Here is a 19,483-nt window from a genome sequence, read left to right on the forward strand (position 1 = left end):
TGCAACGCCCCGCCCTGCCGCCCGCCACCACGCTTTGTCGGAGGCTTTCGTTGGCAACCGCTGAACTCGCAGGAAAACATCTGGTCCTCGGCATGACGGGCGGGATCGCCTGCTACAAGATCGCCGAACTCACGCGTCTCTTGACCAAGGCAGGCGCGACCGTGCAGGTCGTCATGACCGAAGCGGCCACCCAGTTCATCACGCCCGTCACCATGCAGGCGCTCTCGGGCCGCCCGGTCTACACCAGCCAGTGGGACGCGCGCATGCCGAACAACATGGCGCACATCGATCTGTCGCGTGAAGCGGACGCGATCGTGATCGCGCCCGCCTCCACCGACTTCCTCGCCAAACTCGCGCACGGCATGGCCGACGACCTGCTGTCGACGCTGTGCATCGCACGCGATTGTCCGCTGCTAGTGGTCCCGGCGATGAACCGGCAGATGTGGCAGAACCCGGCGACGCAGCGCAACGTCGCGCAACTGCGCGCGGACGGCGTCGACGTGCTGGGCCCGGACTCGGGTCCGCAGGCGTGCGGCGAAATCGGCGACGGGCGCATGCTCGAAGCCGCGGCCACTTACGAAGCGATCGCCTCGTTCTTCTCGTCCAAGATTCTGTCCGGCCGGCGCGTGCTGCTGACCGCCGGGCCGACCTTCGAACCGCTCGATCCGGTGCGCGGCATCACCAACCGCTCCAGCGGCAAGATGGGTTTCGCGCTGGCCCGCGCCGCGCAGCAGGCAGGCGCCGACGTCCATCTGGTCGCCGGCCCGGTCGCGCTGGAAACGCCGTGGGGCGTGTTCCGCGAGGATGTGCAAACCGCGCAGCAGATGCACGATGCGGTGATGCGCTCGGTCGCGGACGCCGATATCTTCATCGGCGTCGCCGCGGTGGCCGACTGGCGCGTCGATCACGCTAGCGAACACAAGATCAAGAAGACCGCCGGACGCGCGCTGCCAAGCTTCACATTCGTCGAGAATCCGGACATTCTGGCCTCGGTGGCGAACCTGCCACATCCGCCGTTCGCGGTCGGCTTCGCGGCGGAAAGCGACAACCTCGAGCTACATGGCGAAGAAAAGCGGGTGCGCAAAAACGTGCCGCTCCTGATCGGCAATCTCGGCCCCCTCACCTTTGGTCTCGACGATAACGAAGTGATCCTGTTTGAAGCAGGCGGCGCCACCAGGCTGCCGCGCGCTGACAAGCTGACGCTCGCGCGCGCGCTGATCGCGGAAATCGCGAAGCGCCTGCCCGACACAAGTCTGATTCGCTGAATCTGGGACGGCGTATCGTTGTAGTCGCCGCGAGTCGCTCTGACGAGTGGAATCATCTGGAGCCGTACTGACATGACGCTACTTTCCGTGCTCGATCAAACGCCTGTGATCGCCGGGTGCTCGGTGGCCGACGCAATCGCCTCCACCGTCGAACTCGCACAGCTCGCCGACGACCTCGGCTACACACGCTACTGGTGCGCCGAGCATCACGGCTTGCGTGGCGTGTCCAATCCATGCCCCGAGGTGATGCTGGCGCATCTGGGCAGCGTGACCAAACGCATTCGGCTGGGCTCCGGCGGGGTGATGCTGCCGTACTACAGCCCGTTCAAGGTCGCCGAGCAATTCATGATGCTCGAGGCGCTGTTCCCGAATCGTATCGATCTGGGCGTGGGACGCGCGCCGGGCGGCGACATGCGCGCGACGCAAGCGGTCGCCGCCGGCGAGTACAATCGCGGCGACATTTTCCCGCAGCAGGTGGCCGATCTGATCGGCCTGATGCACGGGGCGCTGCCCGCAGGCCACATCGCGCATGGCGTGCTGCTGCAGCCGCAGATCGAAACCCGTCCGCAACTGTGGATGCTCGGTTCGAGCGAGTTCGGCGGCCTGCTGGCGGCACAGCTCGGCATCCCTTTCTCGTTCGCGCATTTCATCAACCCGCACTTCGGCGAACAAGTCGCGCTTGCTTATCGCGAGCGATTCCAGCCCAGTCAGGAGGCGGCGCAACCGTATCTGGCCGCTGCTGTCTTCGTGATCTGCGCGGACACCGAGCAGGAAGCCGCCGACCTCGAAAAAGCCGTCGATCTGCGCCGGGTGCAAATGGCGTATGGCCTGAACGAACCCATTCCGACTGTCGAACAGGGTCTCGCGCAGGAGTACGGCGAGCGCGAGCAGCTCGTGGTCGATCGGGAAAAGCAGCGCAGCATCATCGGTACGCCGGAGACCGTCACTGAGCGGCTCCACGCATTGCAGGAACAATTCAAGGCCGATGAGCTGATAGTGCTCACCGTCGCGGGCAGCTATCGCGCGCGGCTGCGCTCCTACGAACTTCTCGCCGACGCATTCCAGCTCGGCTCAAATACCACCACGCCCTAACCTCACTCCAATCTGCATGAAACTCGATCTGAAGATTCTCGACGCGCGCATGCGCGAGCAACTCCCCGCTTACGCCACCACCGGCAGCGCGGGCCTCGACCTGCGTGCCTGTCTCGACGAACCGTTGACACTGAAGCCCGGCGAAACCGCGCTGGTGCCGACCGGCCTGGCGATTCACGTCGGCGACCCGGGCTATGCAGCGGTCATTCTGCCGCGTTCGGGATTGGGCCATAAGCATGGGATCGTGCTCGGCAATCTGGTCGGCCTGATCGACTCCGATTATCAAGGCCAACTGATGATTTCGACATGGAATCGCGGCGAGACGACGTTCGTGCTGAATCCGATGGAACGTCTTGCGCAACTGGTGATCGTGCCGGTCGTGCAGGCCGAGTTCAACATCGTCGACGACTTCGAGCAAAGCGAGCGCGGCGCGGGCGGGTTCGGCAGCACCGGCAAGCACTGACCGGTTGCTTCGGTCGGAGCATCGACCGAGGCAAAGCAGAGCGTAAAAAGCAGAACGGCGCGGGGTTGAACCCGCGCCGTTCTGCTTTCTTCGATACTGCCTGAGACTTACTCGACTTCAACCGCTTCCGGATTCGGATTGCGCGGCGCCGGATGCTCGTCGAAGGTCAACTGCACCTTGTCTTCCGCATCCACGTCGACCGATACCCGGCCGCCGTTCATCAGCTTGCCGAACAGCAGTTCGTCGGCCAGCGCACGACGGATCGTGTCCTGGATCAGACGCTGCATCGGCCGCGCGCCCATCAACGGATCGAAACCGTGTTTGGCCAGATGCTTGCGCAACGCGTCGGTGAAGAGCGCGTCAACCTTCTTCTCATGCAGCTGATCTTCCAGCTGCATCAGGAACTTGTCGACCACGCGCATGATGATTTCTTCATCGAGCGAACGGAAGCTGATCGTCGCGTCCAGACGGTTACGGAACTCAGGCGTGAACATGCGTTTGATGTCGACCATCTCGTCGCCGGTTTCCCGACGGTTCGTGAAGCCGATCACCGACTTGCCCATCGCCTCGGCGCCCGCATTCGTCGTCATGATAATGATGACGTTGCGGAAGTCCGCCTTGCGGCCGTTGTTGTCGGTCAGCGTGCCGTGGTCCATCACCTGCAGCAGCACGTTGTAAATGTCCGGATGCGCCTTCTCGATTTCGTCGAGCAGCAGCACGCAATGCGGCTTCTTCGTGACAGCTTCGGTCAGCAGACCGCCCTGGTCGAAACCGACATAGCCCGGCGGCGCGCCGATCAACCGGCTGACCGCATGACGCTCCATGTATTCCGACATGTCGAAGCGAATCAGCTCGATGCCCAGCGTGAACGCCAGCTGCTTCGCCACTTCCGTCTTGCCGACGCCCGTCGGGCCGGAGAACAGGAACGCACCGATCGGCTTGTCCAGCTTGCCGAGACCCGCGCGCGCCATCTTGATCGCGGCCGACAGCGCGTCGATGGCCGGATCCTGCCCGAACACCACGCTCTTCAGATCGCGATCCAGCGTTTGCAGCTTGCTGCGATCGTCTTGCGACACGCTTTGCGGCGGGACGCGGGCGATCTTCGAGATGATTTCCTCGATCTCGTTCTTGCCGATGGTCTTCTTCTGCTTCGACTTCGGCAGGATGCGTTGCGCGGCGCCCGCTTCGTCGATCACGTCGATCGCCTTGTCCGGCAAATGACGATCCGTGATGAAGCGTGCCGACAACTCAGCCGCCGCCGACAACGCGCCCGACGAATACTTTACGCCGTGATGCTCTTCGAAACGCGACTTCAAGCCACGCAGGATCGCCACCGTCTGCTCGATGGTCGGCTCGGTCACGTCGACCTTCTGGAAGCGGCGCGACAATGCCGCGTCTTTTTCGAAGATGCCGCGATATTCGGTGAACGTAGTCGCGCCGATGCACTTGAGCGTGCCCGACGATAACGCCGGCTTCAGCAGATTCGACGCGTCCAGCGTGCCGCCCGACGCAGCGCCTGCGCCGATCAGCGTATGAATCTCGTCGATGAACAGGATCGCGTGCGGGCGCTCCTTCAATTCCTTGAGGACCGTCTTCAGGCGCTGTTCGAAGTCGCCGCGATACTTGGTGCCGGCGAGCAGCGCGCCCATGTCGAGCGAGTACACCTGCGCATCCGCGAGGATGTCAGGCACTTCGCCGCGCGTGATGCGCCACGCGAGCCCTTCGGCGATCGCCGTCTTGCCTACGCCTGCTTCACCGACCAGCAGCGGATTGTTCTTGCGGCGGCGGCACAGCACCTGCACCACACGCTCGACTTCCGACTCGCGCCCGATCAGCGGATCGATGCGGCCGTCTTTCGCCATCTGGTTCAGGTTCTGCGTGAACTGGGCGAGCGGCGTTTCCTTCTGCGCGGCGGCGTCGTCGGACTCGGCATTCGCGTCGCTCGCTTTCGCGGCGTCCGTGCTGCTCGTCTTGGCGATGCCATGCGAGATGAAATTGACCACGTCCAGACGCGTTACGCCCTGCTGTTGCAGGTAGTACACCGCGTGCGAATCTTTCTCGCCGAAGATCGCGACCAGCACGTTCGCGCCGGTCACCTCCTTCTTGCCATTCGAGGTGGACTGCACATGCATGATCGCGCGCTGGATCACACGCTGGAATCCCAGCGTGGGCTGCGTGTCGACGTCGTCCGTGCCGGGCACGGTAGGCGTGTTGTCATGAATGAAGTTGCGCAGGTTCTGGCGCAGATCCTCGATATTGGCCGCGCATGCACGCAACACCTCCGCCGCCGTCGGATTGTCCAACAGTGCCAGCAAAAGATGTTCGACCGTTATGAACTCGTGCCGCGCCTGGCGTGCTTCCATGAACGCCATGTGCAGGCTGACTTCCAGTTCCTGGGCAATCATGCTTCCTCCATCACACACTGCAGCGGATGCCCGGCCTGCCGTGCGTGGGTAACGACTTGCTCGACTTTGGTCGACGCGATGTCCCGCGTATAGACCCCACAAACTCCCCTGCCCTCGCGATGCACCTTCAACATCACCTGCGTTGCGGTTTCACGATCTTTATTGAAATATTCCTGCACGATCATCACGACAAATTCCATTGGCGTGAAGTCGTCATTCAGCAGCACCACCTTGTACATGGATGGCGGCTTGAGCTTTTTCTCCTGCCGCTCCAGTACGGTGCCGTCCTGCTTGTCCGGGATAATCGCCATACACCCATTCTAAACATCTAGGACAGGCCCGCAATCCTGTCAAAACCCGGCCAACCGGCCGGTGAGCCCGTTCGCTAACGCCTGATGGGTAATGACCCGCCATGCGTGCGCAATTCGACGAGCCGATTGCGGAGCCGGCCCCTATCCAGTGATGCAGCGGCCGTGTTGCACCGCAGTCGGATCGAGTATCGCACAACCTGCCGGAGCTGGCTGCTGGCGCCCGCCGGAGCCTGGCAGCGGCGGGCGACCCGTAGCACAGCATGTGCGTCGATTATGCGACTTTTCAAGCCGCCCCGCTTGCGCAACCGCACATAACGGAAGCGGGAAAAACCCTGGAAAGCGCCTGTTTGCAACGCGGCAACGACATCTCAAAATTTTCTTGACACTCGAATAAAGAGCCCCAACAATCAAGCTGGCACTTTTTTCACTGAGCCATAATTTCGAAAAAATGCCGATGGTGAGCTTGTGAGGAGGGAGCGGCTGCCTTGCGTGGTCGCGGAGCTTTTCGAGGGCTCGTGGTAGTGACATGAGTTACAGGGGAAGTTGGCATGGCAACTGGTACGGTCAAATGGTTCAATGACGCAAAGGGTTTCGGATTCATCACGCCTGACGAAGGTGGTGAGGATCTGTTTGCACACTTCTCGGCCATCCAGATGAATGGGTTCAAGACCCTCAAGGAAGGCCAAAAGGTAACCTTCGAGGTCGTGCAAGGCCCGAAAGGCAAACAGGCATCGAACATTCAGGCACCTACCTGAGACTGTTCGTTACCCGTCCTTTGAAACCCGGGTTCATGCCGGGTTTCTTTTTTTGTGCGACGCCTTCTTGTCCGGTCTAGTTCTTATCGGACAAGCGTGGCTCCCAACTATCGGTCACATGCGCATCTGGCCGTTCCCGGCGCATTTCCGAGACGCGCTTGCCGCTGTCTCGATCGATAGTGGCTGCTCGCTTCAGCGGGCAAAAAAATACCCCGGCCGCGTCGCGACGCCGGGGTGTTCTATGCGAATTGGATCACTTCAGCCCGCTTCGTTCTATACGCTCTACATATTCTCGATCAGCACCTGGCCGAAGCCCGAGCACGACACCTGCGTCGCGCCTTCCATCAGGCGCGCGAAGTCGTAGGTGACGCGTTTTTGCAGAATCGATTTCTCCATCGACTTGATGATCAGGTCAGCCGCTTCGGTCCAGCCAAGGTGGCGCAGCATCATTTCCGCCGAGAGAATTTCCGAGCCCGGATTCACATAGTCCTTGCCCGCGTATTTCGGCGCTGTACCATGCGTGGCTTCGAACATCGCGACCGAGTCCGACAGGTTCGCGCCCGGTGCGATACCGATACCGCCGACCTGCGCGGCCAGCGCATCGGATATGTAGTCGCCGTTCAGGTTCAGCGTGGCGATCACGTCGTATTCAGCCGGGCGCAGCAGGATCTGTTGCAGGAACGCATCGGCGATCACGTCCTTCACCACGACGTCGCCACCCGTCTTCGGATTCTTGACCTTCATCCACGGGCCGCCGTCGATCAGTTCCGCGCTAAATTCCTTCTGCGCGAGCGCATAACCGTAGTCGCGGAACGCGCCTTCGGTGAACTTCATGATGTTGCCTTTGTGCACCAGCGTGACCGAGCGGCGATCGTTGTCGATCGCGTACTGGATCGCCTTGCGCACCAGACGCTCGGTGCCTTCGCGCGACACCGGCTTGATGCCGATTCCCGACGACTCCGGGAAGCGGATCTTCTTCACGCCCATCTCTTCCCGCAGGAACTTGATGACCTTCTTCGCCTGTTCCGATTCAGCCGGCCATTCGATGCCGGCGTAAATGTCTTCCGAGTTCTCGCGGAAGATCACCATGTTGGTCTTCTCGGGCTCGCGCACCGGCGAAGGCACGCCTTTGAAATACTGCACCGGACGCAGGCAAACATACAGGTCGAGTTCCTGGCGCAGCGCAACGTTCAGCGAACGGATGCCGCCGCCCACCGGCGTCGTGAGCGGCCCCTTGATCGACACCACGTATTCCTTGAGCACCTGCAGCGTTTCTTCCGGCAGCCACACGTCCGGGCCGTACACCTTGGTCGACTTCTCGCCCGCGTAGATTTCCATCCAGTGGATTTTCTTCTTGCCTGCGTACGCTTTCTGCACCGCGGCATCCACGACCTTGATCATGACCGGCGTGATGTCGAGACCCGTGCCGTCGCCTTCGATAAACGGGATGATCGGCTGGTCGGAAACATTGAGCGAGAAATCGGCGTTGACAGTGATCTTGTCACCACCGGTCGGAACCTTGATGTGCTGATACGGCATGATCGGACTCCAGTGAAGGCTGTGCAGAAAGCTGATGGGAGACTGCGAAAATGGGCGCTCCTCGCTACGCGCAATGCCGGACGCCCGCAAGCGGCCTGGCAGTTATTCTAGCCCACGCAGTCGCCGCAACGAGGCGGCAAGGGCTCGGGGTTTTCCAACATGGACGAAACCTGACATAGCAAGGCATCGCTCCTGTGTCTTTTATAAGATAGAAGAGTCGCCATCTCCATTTTTGCATTATCATCGCGCGATCCATCGCCGGACCGGCGGCTCTCCCGAAGGCCTTCGCGACGCATGCCGCCGTGACCGGGTCCGCGCGACTTTTATCCATTCCCGCTATGCGCCTTCTCGCACTGAACAAGCCGTTCGGCACCATCTGTCAATTCTCGCCGCATGAGACACGCGCGTCGCTGGCCGACTGGGTCAAAGTGCCCGGCGTCTATCCGGCCGGCCGGCTCGATTCCGACAGCGAAGGCCTGCTGCTTCTCACCGACGACGGCGCGCTGCAAGCGCGCATCGCCGAACCGCGTCATAAGCTCGTCAAACGCTATTGGGCGCAAGTGGAAGGCGCGGTCGATGCGGCGACATTGAAGAAGCTCGCGCGCGGCGTCGATCTCGGCGACTACGTGACACGCCCCTGCCGCGCCGACTATGTTGAACCGACCGACACGCTCTGGACACGCACACCGCCGATTCGCTATCGCGCCGCGATACCGACCACGTGGATCGAGTTGTCGATCACCGAAGGCAAGAACCGTCAGGTGCGTCGCATGACAGCCGCGGCAGGTTTTCCGACGCTGCGTCTGGTGCGCGTCGGCATCGGCGCGCTTGACGTTTTTTCACTCGGACTCCAACCGGGAGAGAGCGTCGAATTGCCGCCGAAGGCACCGTGGGAAGGTGTCGCCTGAACCCGCGCGCGTCAGCACACGCGCCCATCAATCTCAGCTCACGCCTCTGTTTCCCACTGCGAATAAATAAGCTAACTCGTTGTATCCGCAAACAAAAGCACGCGTGAAACTATCGCGAAAAAGGCGTGAAACAAATACGTTCGCGATAGCAACGAAGACACTCATTTGCATCGCGCTGTCGCAATAAAAATTTCCAGAAAATTTACGTCAACCGGTGCGCGAGCTCACGCGTTATTCGACGCAGATGCCGCCCGAAGCTATCCGGCATTCAGCCTTAAGGGCCTTTGCGCAAACCGTTTTAGAAGTGAGCGCAGGGAGTCTGAGCGCTAAGCAGACGTGTCGAAAATTTGTTCGATACGGCTGTCAACCGAAAGGTGGATGGCACGTTTACCGACATGACTCTACATATAGCCGGGTCATTTGGTTAATTAACTAAAGCTGAGGATTCACAAAATGAACAAACTGATCGCCGCTCTGGTCGCTGGCCTCTTCGCAACGGCAGCATTCGCACAAGCTTCGGCACCGGAAGCAGCTTCGGCAGCTCCGGCAGCAGCAGCTTCGTCGGCAAAGAAGACCACGAAGCACGCTCACAAGAAGTCGCACAAGAAGGCAGCAGCAGCTGCTGCAGCTTCGGAGTAAGTTGCTTGTAAAAACGCAGTCAAGAACTAGCTTCACTGCCGTTCTTACGGCGTTGTAAGGCAGATCACCGCAAGGCGATCTGCCTTTTTGTTTTTGACGCGCTCGCGTAACATTCGCGGGTTAATTTCCAGCAAGGAGTCATGCCGTGCGATTTTCCATGCGCTCGTTGATTGCGCGTTTCGCTGTTGCCGTTGCGCTGCCGCTCGCGGCGTTGTCGTTCGCCGCCACCACCGCCGCGCCTGCTCATGCGCAGCAGATGCCGCCGGGCGCGAAGCAGCCCAGCGAATTTCCGCGCGTGAAGCTGACCGCGGGCATGTTCGTGATCGATGCCGCGGTCGCCGCCAACGACGCGGACCGCGAACAAGGTTTGATGTATCGCACGAATCTCGGACCGAACGAAGGCATGCTGTTCGTCTTCAACGAGAACGCCGGGCATTGCTTCTGGATGAAGAACACGTTGATCCCGCTGTCGATCGCCTTCATGCGCGCGGACGGCACGATCACCGACATCGACGAGATGCAGGCCGAGACCACCAACAACCACTGCCCGACGCACAACGGCGTGTTTGCACTGGAGATGCCCAAGGGCTGGTTCACGTCGAAGGGCATCAGACCGGGCATGCAGATCCAGGGTTTGCCGGCCGTGCCGCAGTAGTTCGCGGCGGCCACGGCGGCGAGCGCCGCCGCTGCGTTTCACCGCCCCCGGAAAAGCCGGTGCCTTTCGCAAGGCGCCGGCTTTTTTCTTTCTGGCACCGCGGCGCCAGCAAGCGCCGCGCCGCTGATCGCCGGTGGCCGAAGCCCGCCGGCAGGCGGCCGCGCCCGGCTGGCAAGATTCCTGCAAAAGACAGGCCGACGCGCTATCCTAGTAATCTCAGCAAAGCAGCACCCAGGCTCCCCGGGTAGCACAGACTGCCGTCCGGCGAGCGTTTCAGGCGCGCTATTCCAAGGAGGTTCACGTGCCCCGCAAGACTCCCATCGAGCGCTACCGGAATATCGGCATCAGCGCTCACATCGATGCCGGCAAAACCACCACCACTGAACGCATCCTGTTCTACACCGGCGTGACCCACAAGATCGGCGAGGTTCACGACGGTGCGGCGACGATGGACTGGATGGAACAGGAGCAGGAGCGCGGCATCACCATCACGTCGGCGGCCACCACCGCCTTCTGGAAAGGCATGGCCGGCAACTATCCCGAACACCGGATCAACATCATCGACACCCCGGGCCACGTCGACTTCACGATCGAAGTGGAGCGCTCGATGCGCGTGCTCGACGGCGCGTGCATGGTGTACGACTCGGTCGGCGGCGTGCAGCCGCAGTCTGAAACGGTGTGGCGCCAGGCGAACAAGTACAAGGTGCCGCGCATCGCGTTCGTCAACAAGATGGACCGCGTCGGCGCGGACTTCTTCCGCGTGCAGCGGCAGATCGGCGATCGTCTGAAAGGCGTCGCGGTGCCGATCCAGATCCCGATCGGCGCGGAAGAACACTTCCAGGGCGTGGTCGACCTGGTCAAGATGAAGGCGATCTTCTGGGACGAAGAGAACCAGGGGATCAAGTTCGAGTACCGCGAGATTCCGGCGGAACTCGCGGCCACCGCGAAGGAATGGCACGACAAGATGGTCGAGGCCGCCGCCGAAGCGAGCGAGGAATTGCTCGAGAAATACCTGGTCGGCCACACGCTGACCGAAGAGGAAATCAAGCACGGTATTCGCGCGCGCACCATCGCCAATGAGATCGTGCCGATGCTGTGCGGCAGTGCGTTCAAGAACAAGGGCGTGCAGGCAATGCTCGACGCGGTGATCGACTATCTGCCGTCGCCGGTCGACGTGCCCGCCATCACCGGCCACGATGAACACGACAAGGAAATCGAGCGTCATCCGAACGACGACGATCCGTTCTCCGCGCTCGCGTTCAAGATCATGACGGACCCGTTCGTCGGCCAGCTGATTTTCTTCCGCGTGTATTCGGGCGTGGTGAATTCGGGCGACACCGTCTACAACGCGGTCAAGGAAAAGAAAGAGCGCCTCGGCCGGATCCTGCAGATGCACGCGAACGAGCGCAAGGAAATCAAGGAAGTCTACGCGGGTGACATCGCCGCGGCGGTCGGCCTGAAAGAAGCGACCACCGGCGACACGCTGTGCGATCCGAACCACGTGATCATCCTCGAAAAGATGATCTTCCCGGAGCCGGTGATCTCGCAGGCCGTCGAGCCGAAGACCAAGGTCGACCAGGAAAAGATGGGTATCGCGCTGAACCGTCTCGCGCAGGAGGACCCTTCGTTCCGCGTGCAAACGGATGAGGAATCCGGTCAGACGATCATCTCCGGGATGGGCGAGCTGCACCTGGAGATTCTGGTCGACCGGATGAAGCGTGAGTTCGGCGTCGAGGCGACCGTCGGCAAGCCGCAGGTCGCGTACCGCGAAACGGTGCGCAACAAGATCGAGGATGTCGAAGGCAAGTTCGTCAAGCAGTCGGGCGGCCGCGGCCAGTACGGCCACGCGGTGATCACGCTCGAGCCGGCGCCGCAAGGAAAGGGCTACGAGTTCGTCGATGCGATCAAGGGCGGCGTGATTCCGCGCGAGTACATTCCGGCGGTCGACAAGGGCATTGTGGAAACGCTGAAGGCCGGCGTGCTGGCGGGCTATCCGGTGGTCGACGTGAAGGTGACGCTGACCTTCGGTTCGTATCACGACGTCGACTCGAATGAAAACGCGTTCCGCATGGCCGGCTCGATGGCGTTCAAGGAAGCGATGCGCAAGGCCAAGCCGGTGCTGCTCGAACCGATGATGGCCGTCGAGGTGGAAACGCCGGAAGACTTCATGGGCAACGTGATGGGCGACCTGTCGAGCCGTCGCGGACTCGTGCAGGGCATGGAAGACATCGCCGGCGGCGGCGGCAAACTGGTGCGCGCCGAAGTGCCGCTCGCGGAGATGTTCGGCTATTCGACGTCGCTGCGCTCCGCCACGCAAGGCCGCGCCACCTACACGATGGAGTTCAAGCACTACGCCGAAACGCCGAGCAACGTGGCCGAAGCCGTGATCAACGCGAAGCATAAGTAAGCGCTGCAACGAACCCGTCGCGTGCCGCAGTCGAGGCTGCTCACGCTAACGACTCGAAGCCCGTTCCATGTGGACGGGCTTTTTTTGTCCGGTGCCGCCGATGCGGCGTGTCCACACAGTCGTTTTTGAACGTGCAAAAATGCCTGACGGCGCCGAGCCGATCGCCGGGAGCCATGCCCAGGAGGAGACATCATGAGCCAGGATCACGAACACCCGCACTACCGCGCCGATCAACCGGCCGCGCCCGTCGATTGGCGCGAGCACGGCGTGAAGGTCATCAAGGGCGACCAGCTCGACAGCAACACCGCGCAAACGCCTGGCATGAATCGCGCCGCCGCGATCAACGCCGCACGGGTCGGCGCGCAGAAGATCTGGGCCGGCACCGTGACGATCCATCCCAACGCGAAGACCGGTGCGCATCATCACGGCGCGCTTGAAAGCGTGATCTACGTGGTGCGCGGCCACGCGCGCATGCGCTGGGGCGAACACCTGGAGTTCACCGCGGAAGCCGGCCCCGGCGACTTCATCTTCGTGCCGCCGTACGTGCCGCATCAGGAGATCAACGCGAGCACCGACGACCCGCTCGAATGCGTGCTGGTGCGCAGCGACAACGAAGCGGTGGTGGTCAATCTGAACATCGAAGCGGTGGAAACGCCTGAAGCGGTCTACTGGGTCGATCCGATTCACAAGCATCCGCACGATCGCTAACGCTTCATCCGCGACTCATGACGCCGACCGCTTCGCTGCGCCCTCGCCTGCTCTCGCAAACGAGCACTTCGGCGCGTTGGGCTACGGCATCGTCGCGGCCTTCATGATGTGCTGGATCGGCTCGGTGCTGTTCCATCGCTGGCGGCGTCCGGGTGCGGTTGCGCGGTAAATCCAGCTCATTGCGAGCGCCGCGTCCGCCGCGCGCGAATGCTGCACGTCTCGCGACGCGCGTGCGTCGAACGTTGTGATGACGATACACAGCGGCTCTTTTATCGGCCAATCGGCGTCCCCGCAGCGCGGCAAGCATGCCAGGTCCGTGAGCAATCGCTTACACTGAAGCCGCTTTGCGCGGCTTTTCGCTTACGTCATCGCAGCTTTGCGTCAAAGGCGTGCGTCGCGCTACAGTCACCCTGTCGCGCGCATCCGGCGCGGCTCGTCAGAACCGGCAACAGAACGGACTGGACTCTCCATCGATGAAAACTCCCGCGGACCGATTTTTCGCACTCGACGCAGCCCGCCTCACCGCCGACGCCTACGGCAATCACGCCATCGACGAATTCTTTGCCGGCCGCATCACGCGCCGCGAGTTGCTGCGCCATGCGAGCGTGATCGGTTTGGCGCTGGCCGGCGGCGGCGTGCTGACTGCGCCGCGAGCGCGAGCGCAGGGCGCGGCGGGTGCTGCGGCTGCGTCCAACCAGACGATCCGCGTCGCCCACCTGACACCCGCCGGCGCAGTCGATCCACTCACCGTGACCGATGCCGCCAGTCTCGCGCTGCTGAACCAGACCGGCGAGTTCCTGATCGACGACGACGGCGAAAAGCTCATGCTGAAGCCAGCGCTCGCGCTGTCGTGGAAACCGAACGACAAGGGCGACGTGTGGACCTTCACGCTGCGCCCGAACGTCAAGTTCCACGACGGCCAGGCGTTCACCGCGAAAGACGTGGTCGCCACCTTCGACCGTCTCGCCGATCCCGCAAGCGGTTCGGCGGCGCTCTCGGTGCTCAAGGGTGTGCTGTCGAAAGGCGGCGCGAAAGTCGTCGACGAGCACACAGTCGCGTTTCATCTGGATGCGCCGAACGGCAATTTCCCGTACTACGTTTCCTCGGACAATTACAACGCCGTGATCCTGCCCGCGAACTATGCGGGCGGTTATGAAAAAGCCTTCATCGGCACGGGTCCGTTCAGATTCGAGAAGTATCAGCCGAAGGTCGGCGCATCGTTCGTACGCAATCCCGACTACTGGGGCGATAAAGCGTTACCGCAACGCGTACAGTTTTCGTTCTACGCCGACGAACAGGCGCAGTTGCTCGCGTTGCAAGGCCATCAGGCGGATGTGATGGGCACCTTCACCGTGCAGGGCGGCGCCGGGATTCTGAACAATCCGGACTACAAGGCGGTCGGGGTGAAGTCGAGCGCCCATCGGCAGATTCATATGCGCAACGACAATCCGTTGTTCAAGGACAAGCGGGTGCGCCAGGCGCTGGCGTTGTCGCTCGATCGCGACGTGCTGGTGCGCGGCCTCTTCAAAGGCCGCGCGCAACTCGGCAACGACAGTCCGTTCGCGCCGGTGTTTCCGTCATCGGATGCAGGCGTTGCGCAACGCAAGATCGACATCGCGAAGGCGAAGCAACTGCTTGCGCAAGCAGGCGTGCCGAACGGCTTCGACGTGACACTCACCACCGAAAAGTACATGGAGATTCCCGATCTCGCGGTGGTCGTGCAGAACGCGGCGAAGGCGATCGGCGTGCGCATCAATCTGAAGGTCGAGAGCCAGTCGCTGTATTACGGCGCGGGCACGCCAGGCAAATCCGACTGGCTCGACTCGCCGCTCGGCATCACCGACTACGGCCATCGCGGCGTGCCGAACGTGTTTCTGAACGCGCCGCTCACCAGCACCGGCACGTGGAACGCCGCGCACTTCAGGAATCCGCAATACGATCAGCTGGTCGCGCAATTCGTCGCGGCGATCGACCTCGGCTCGCAGAAGAAAATCTCCGCGCAGATCCAGACGCTGCTGCTCGACGAAACCCCCATCATCATTCCGTTCTTCTACGATCAGCTGATCGCGATGCGCAAGGGGGTGAACGGCGTGCGCTTCACCGCGCTCGCGCAACTCTATTTCGACCGCGCCGTGCTGAGCGCGTAGGCGCCGGCGCAGCCTTCGGCAGGAGCTCACGATGTCGGCCACGGCGTCCTCTTCCGCCTCCCGCCTATCGAGCGGCAACGCGGGCCGCGTCGCGCGGTTTCTGGCCACGCGCGCGGGCTTGTCGGTGGTCACGCTGTGGCTGTTGTCGGTGATCGTGTTCGCGGGCGGCCAACTGTTGCCCGGCGATATCGGCCGCGCGGTGCTCGGGCCGCTCGCCGACGCGCGCGCGGTCGCCGCGCTCAATCATCAGCTCGGCGCGGACCGCCCGCTGGTCACGCAATACGTCGACTGGATCACCCATTTCGTGCGCGGCGACATGGGGCTCTCCTATGCGTATCGCGCGCCGGTCGGGCCGTTCATCGCCGACGCGCTCGCGCATTCGGCGAAGCTCGGCCTGCTTGCGTTCATCGTCGTCGTGCCGCTCGGCATTGCGGGCGGCGTGTGGTCGGCGATGCACGCGGGGCGCTGGCTCGATCGCACGATCAGCATTGCCGGCTTGTCGGCGACGGTGGTGCCGGAGTTCGTTTCGTCGATCGTGCTGATTCTGGTATTCGGCGTGTGGCTGCGCTGGCTGCCGATCGAGGCGTCGTATCCACCCGAAGCCAGCGCGCTCGAACAGCTACGGTATCTGATTCTGCCGGTGCTGCCTTTGGTGCTGGTGTTCTTCGGCTACATCGCGAGAATGGCGCGCGCGGGCACCGTCGAAGCGCTCGACGCCGACTATACGCGCACCGCGATTCTCAAAGGCTTGCCGCGCCACATCGTGATCTGGCGGCACGTGTTGCGCAACGCGCTGCTGCCGACCATCACGGTCGCCGCGACGCAGCTCGGCTACATGATCGGCGGACTCGTGGTGGTCGAGACACTGTTCCGCTATCAGGGCATCGGCTCGCTGATCTACAACGCCGCCAAGGCCAAGGACTTTCCGATGCTCGAAGCGGGTGTGCTGACGATCGGCGTGGTCTACACGGTCGCCAATCTTGTCGCCGATGCGCTGCACGTGCTGCTCAATCCGCGGCTGCGGGTGAGGAGCGCCGAATGAGCACCATCGTTCCGCCGACTCAAGCTTCGGCCACCGAACCGCGCTTCGATCAACTGCGCGTGCTGCTGCGTTCGCCCACCTTCGTGGTGGGCGTGGTGATCGTCGCGTGGTGGGTCGTCTGTGCGCTCGCCGGGCAATGGATCGTGCGCATCGACCCGTACGCATCCGATCCGCTCAATTCGCTGATGCCGCCCGATCGCACGCACTGGTTCGGCACTGACCAGCTCGGCCGCGACGTGTTCTCGCGAGTGATCGTCGGCGCGCGCGACATCCTCACCATCGCGCCGCTGGCGACGCTGCTCGGCACGGCGGCGGGCACGGCGCTGGGGTTGATCGTCGGCTACTTCGAGGGCTGGGTCGACAACGTGGTCGGCCGCGCGATCGACGCGGTGCTCGCACTGCCGCTCGTGATCGTCGCGTTGCTCGCGCTGGCAGCGGTCGGCGCAAGCAACGTCACGGTGATCCTCGTGATCGGCATCACCTTCACGCCGATCACCGCGCGCACCGTGCGCGCCGCCGTGTTCGCCGAACGGCATCTCGACTACGTCGCCGCGGCGCAACTACGCGGCGAGCGCGCGCCGTACATCATGTTCGTCGAGATCCTGCCGAACGTGTTGCCGCCGATCATCGTCGAGGCGACCGTGCGGCTCGGGTACGCGATCTTCGCAGTGGCTACGCTGTCGTTTCTCGGCTTCGGCATTCAGCCGCCTTCGGCCGACTGGGGTCTCGCGCTATCCGAGTCGTACACGCTGATGGCGGGCGGCGCATGGTGGACCGTGGTGTTCGCGGCCGGCGCGATCGCGACGCTGGTGGTCGGCGTGAATCTGATCGCCGACAGCGTGCAAGGAGTACTCGACCGATGAGCGTCGCGCCGCTCTCCTCGTTCGCCGCCTTCGACGTCTCGAAGAGCGATCGCACGGATGCGCTGACGATCGTCGGCCTGACGGTCACGTACCGGATCCGCGGACGCGATCGCGAAGTGCTTCAGGACGTCTCGTTTCGCGTGCGGCGCGGCGAAGCGTACGGGCTCGTCGGCGAATCGGGCTGCGGCAAATCGACGGTCGCGATGGCGGCGGTCCGCTACCTGCCGCGCAACGGCAAAGTGAAGGCGGGCAAGATCGCGATCGCCGGCGCGGACGTGCAGAAGCTCGACGCCGACGCGCTCCGCAACCTGCGCGCCAAGACGGTGTCGATGGTCTATCAGGATCCGGCGCGCGCGTTGAATCCGTCGCTGACTGTCGCGCGGCAAGTCTCCGAAGCCTTCGAAGCCGCCGGCATCGCGCCCGCCGAAGCGTTGCAACGCACGCTGGACATGCTCAAGCGCGTGCGCATCCCCGCGCCCGAGCGGGTGATGGACAGCTATCCTCATCAATTGTCGGGCGGCATGCAGCAACGTGTGGTGATCGCAATGGCGCTCGCGTCGAACCCCGCGCTGCTGATTCTCGACGAACCGACCACCGGCCTCGACGCCACCGTCGAAGCGGAAGTGCTCGACCTCGTCGCGCAGCTGCGCGAGGAACTCGGCACCGCCGTGCTCTTCATCAGCCACAACCTCGCGGTGATCGGGCGCATGTGCGAGCGCGTCGGCGTGCTTTACGCGGGCAAGCTGGTCGAAGAAGGCGCGACGCAGGACGTCTTCACGCGGCCGCGTCATCCTTATACGGTCGGACTGTTGCGCTGCCTGCCCACCACCGGGCGCAGCAAGGACACCGAGCGGCTCGATACGATCGCAGGCGGCTTGCCGGCGCCGGGCTCGGTCACGCAAGGCTGCATTTACGCGGACCGCTGCCGCCTCGCCGACGAGCGCTGCCGCCGTGACGCGCCGCCGCCGTACCGCCTTAGCGCCGCGCACGGCGATCAGATGTCGCGTTGCCATTACCATGAGCGTGCGATCGAACTGCCGCGCGCGACCCCGGAAGCATTGTCCGAGGATCAGCGCGGCTCGCTGGAAGACAAGCCTTCGACGCTCGTGCTGCGCGCGCGGAAACTCTCGAAGACGTTCCACGTCTCCGGCGGATCGCTGCGCGCGGTCGACGATGTCTCGATCGATCTCGTCGGCGGCGAGACGCTCGGCCTGGTCGGCGAATCGGGCAGCGGCAAGACCACGCTCGCCAAGCTGATGCTCGGCCTGCTCACGCCCGATGCGGGCAGCGTGCTCGAACTCGACGGCGCGCCGCTCGCCGCGCGTGTCACGCGGCGCAGCGACGAGCAGGTCAAGTCGCTGCAGATCGTGTTCCAGAATCCCGACTCGGCGCTCAATCGCGCGCATTCGGTGAAGCGGCTGATCGGCCGCGCGTTGTCGCGCCTCACGGCGTTGCGCGGCCCCGCGATCGACGAACGGCTCGCCACGCTGAGCGCCGCCGTGCGTTTGCCGGAACGCTATCTCGGCTCGCGCACGCGGCAGTTGTCGGGTGGACTCAAACAGCGCGTCGCGATTGCCCGCGCGTTTGCCGGCGAGCCGCGCGTGGTGGTCTGCGACGAGCCGACTTCCGCGCTCGATGTCTCCGTGCAGGCCGCGATCCTCAACCTGCTCGCCGATCTGCAACGCGAGCGCGGCGTCAGTTATGTGTTCATCTCGCACGATCTGCATGTGGTGCGTTATCTGGCGGATCGGATCGCGGTGTTGTATCTCGGCAGGCTGCTGGAAATCGGGCCGGCTGCCGCGGTGTTCGACGGGCCGCAGCATCCCTACACCGAAGCGCTGCTCTCTTCGGTGCCGACTCTCGACGCTCACGACCACCCGACCCGCATCCGCCTGTCCGGCGATCTGCCGAGCGCCGCAGCGCCGCCGTCGGGCTGCGTCTTTCATGCACGCTGCCCGCGCAAGCTCGGCGCGATCTGCGAGCAGCAGGACCCGCCCTTTCTCGACGCCGGCAATAACGATGACAACGCTGGCCGCACGGCCGCGCATCGGATCCGCTGCCATATCCCTGTCGACACCTTGCGCGCGCTGCAAACCGCCGCTCGCGACGACGCGGGCAAAGTCCCGGACGACAACTCCGCCAACACGCCGCAGAACGCCGGGCGTAACGAATAACGCGGCTTAATGCGGCATCGGACAAGCCACGTTAAGCGCGCTGTAATCTCGACGACAAACCGCCGCCAACCACACGCCAACCGCGCCGCATCCGGCAAGCAAATAAAACC

General features: G+C 63.1%; 16 protein-coding genes and 1 pseudogene. 14 read left to right on the forward strand and 3 right to left on the reverse strand.

Annotated features, from left to right (window positions below):
• The first annotated feature begins 50 nt into the window (after window positions 1–50).
• The 3 genes from coaBC to dut all read left to right on the forward strand — a co-directional run bounded on the left by coaBC (window position 51) and on the right by dut (window position 2,820).
• On the forward strand, window positions 51–1,265 hold the full coding sequence (coaBC, locus tag HV744_RS25360) for a bifunctional phosphopantothenoylcysteine decarboxylase/phosphopantothenate--cysteine ligase CoaBC (protein WP_175152125.1): 1,215 nt from the start codon (window positions 51–53) through the stop codon (window positions 1,263–1,265).
• A gap of 72 nt (window positions 1,266–1,337) precedes the next feature.
• Window positions 1,338–2,357 (forward strand): LLM class flavin-dependent oxidoreductase, encoded by a 1,020-nt coding sequence (locus tag HV744_RS25365; protein ID WP_175152126.1) that lies wholly within the window; start codon window positions 1,338–1,340, stop codon window positions 2,355–2,357.
• A gap of 16 nt (window positions 2,358–2,373) precedes the next feature.
• A complete protein-coding gene (gene dut, locus HV744_RS25370; RefSeq protein ID WP_175152127.1) occupies window positions 2,374–2,820 on the forward strand; it encodes a dUTP diphosphatase in 447 nt (148 codons plus the stop codon).
• A 107-nt stretch (window positions 2,821–2,927) separates the two neighbouring features.
• Here the strand turns inward: dut and clpA are convergent, their stop codons facing one another.
• Together clpA and clpS are read right to left on the reverse strand one after the other, a co-directional pair.
• Window positions 2,928–5,225 (reverse strand): ATP-dependent Clp protease ATP-binding subunit ClpA, encoded by a 2,298-nt coding sequence (clpA, locus tag HV744_RS25375; RefSeq protein ID WP_175152128.1) that lies wholly within the window; start codon window positions 5,223–5,225, stop codon window positions 2,928–2,930.
• Window positions 5,222–5,536, reverse strand: a complete 315-nt coding sequence (gene clpS, locus HV744_RS25380) for an ATP-dependent Clp protease adapter ClpS (RefSeq protein WP_006050100.1) — start codon at window positions 5,534–5,536, stop codon at window positions 5,222–5,224. Before clpS ends, clpA begins: the two co-directional genes overlap by 4 nt.
• 548 nt (window positions 5,537–6,084) lie before the next feature.
• Between clpS and HV744_RS25385 the strand changes: the two genes are divergently transcribed.
• Entirely contained in the window at window positions 6,085–6,291 is a 207-nt protein-coding gene (locus HV744_RS25385; RefSeq protein WP_175152129.1) for a cold-shock protein, read from the forward strand.
• Window positions 6,292–6,573: 282 nt separating this feature from the next.
• Here the strand turns inward: HV744_RS25385 and icd are convergent, their stop codons facing one another.
• Window positions 6,574–7,830, reverse strand: coding sequence for an NADP-dependent isocitrate dehydrogenase (icd, locus tag HV744_RS25390; RefSeq protein WP_175152130.1), 1,257 nt, complete (start codon window positions 7,828–7,830; stop codon window positions 6,574–6,576).
• Window positions 7,831–8,168: 338 nt separating this feature from the next.
• Between icd and HV744_RS25395 the strand changes: the two genes are divergently transcribed.
• From HV744_RS25395 to HV744_RS25435, 10 genes and pseudogenes are all read left to right on the forward strand, one after another.
• On the forward strand, window positions 8,169–8,738 hold the full coding sequence (locus tag HV744_RS25395; RefSeq protein ID WP_175152131.1) for a pseudouridine synthase: 570 nt from the start codon (window positions 8,169–8,171) through the stop codon (window positions 8,736–8,738).
• Between the two features lie 453 nt (window positions 8,739–9,191).
• On the forward strand, window positions 9,192–9,377 hold the full coding sequence (locus tag HV744_RS25400) for a hypothetical protein (protein ID WP_175152132.1): 186 nt from the start codon (window positions 9,192–9,194) through the stop codon (window positions 9,375–9,377).
• Between the two features lie 145 nt (window positions 9,378–9,522).
• Complete coding sequence (locus HV744_RS25405; RefSeq protein WP_175152133.1) at window positions 9,523–10,032, forward strand: DUF192 domain-containing protein; 510 nt, start codon at window positions 9,523–9,525, stop codon at window positions 10,030–10,032.
• A gap of 301 nt (window positions 10,033–10,333) precedes the next feature.
• Complete coding sequence (gene fusA / locus HV744_RS25410) at window positions 10,334–12,439, forward strand: elongation factor G (RefSeq protein WP_175152134.1); 2,106 nt, start codon at window positions 10,334–10,336, stop codon at window positions 12,437–12,439.
• A 192-nt stretch (window positions 12,440–12,631) separates the two neighbouring features.
• Window positions 12,632–13,147, forward strand: coding sequence for a cupin domain-containing protein (locus HV744_RS25415; protein WP_175152135.1), 516 nt, complete (start codon window positions 12,632–12,634; stop codon window positions 13,145–13,147).
• 49 nt (window positions 13,148–13,196) lie between these two features.
• A pseudogene (locus tag HV744_RS37605) lies at window positions 13,197–13,316 on the forward strand (HoxN/HupN/NixA family nickel/cobalt transporter); the annotation flags it as partial.
• 304 nt (window positions 13,317–13,620) lie between these two features.
• Window positions 13,621–15,294 carry an ABC transporter substrate-binding protein gene (locus HV744_RS25420; protein ID WP_175152136.1) on the forward strand — a complete coding sequence of 558 codons (1,674 nt, stop codon included), beginning with the start codon at window positions 13,621–13,623 and terminating at the stop codon, window positions 15,292–15,294.
• Between the two features lie 31 nt (window positions 15,295–15,325).
• Window positions 15,326–16,336: an ABC transporter permease gene (locus tag HV744_RS25425; RefSeq protein ID WP_175152137.1), complete on the forward strand. Its 1,011-nt coding sequence runs from the start codon at window positions 15,326–15,328 to the stop codon at window positions 16,334–16,336.
• The gene (locus HV744_RS25430) at window positions 16,333–17,199 is read left to right on the forward strand and encodes an ABC transporter permease (RefSeq protein ID WP_175152138.1); all 867 of its coding nucleotides are present in this window, start codon (window positions 16,333–16,335) and stop codon (window positions 17,197–17,199) included. Before HV744_RS25425 ends, HV744_RS25430 begins: the two co-directional genes overlap by 4 nt.
• A complete protein-coding gene (locus HV744_RS25435; protein ID WP_175152139.1) occupies window positions 17,196–19,373 on the forward strand; it encodes an ABC transporter ATP-binding protein in 2,178 nt (725 codons plus the stop codon). Before HV744_RS25430 ends, HV744_RS25435 begins: the two co-directional genes overlap by 4 nt.
• Window positions 19,374–19,483: the final 110 nt, after the last annotated feature.

The sequence above is a fragment of the Paraburkholderia ultramafica genome (assembly GCF_902859915.1).
Lineage (GTDB): Bacteria > Pseudomonadota > Gammaproteobacteria > Burkholderiales > Burkholderiaceae > Paraburkholderia > Paraburkholderia ultramafica.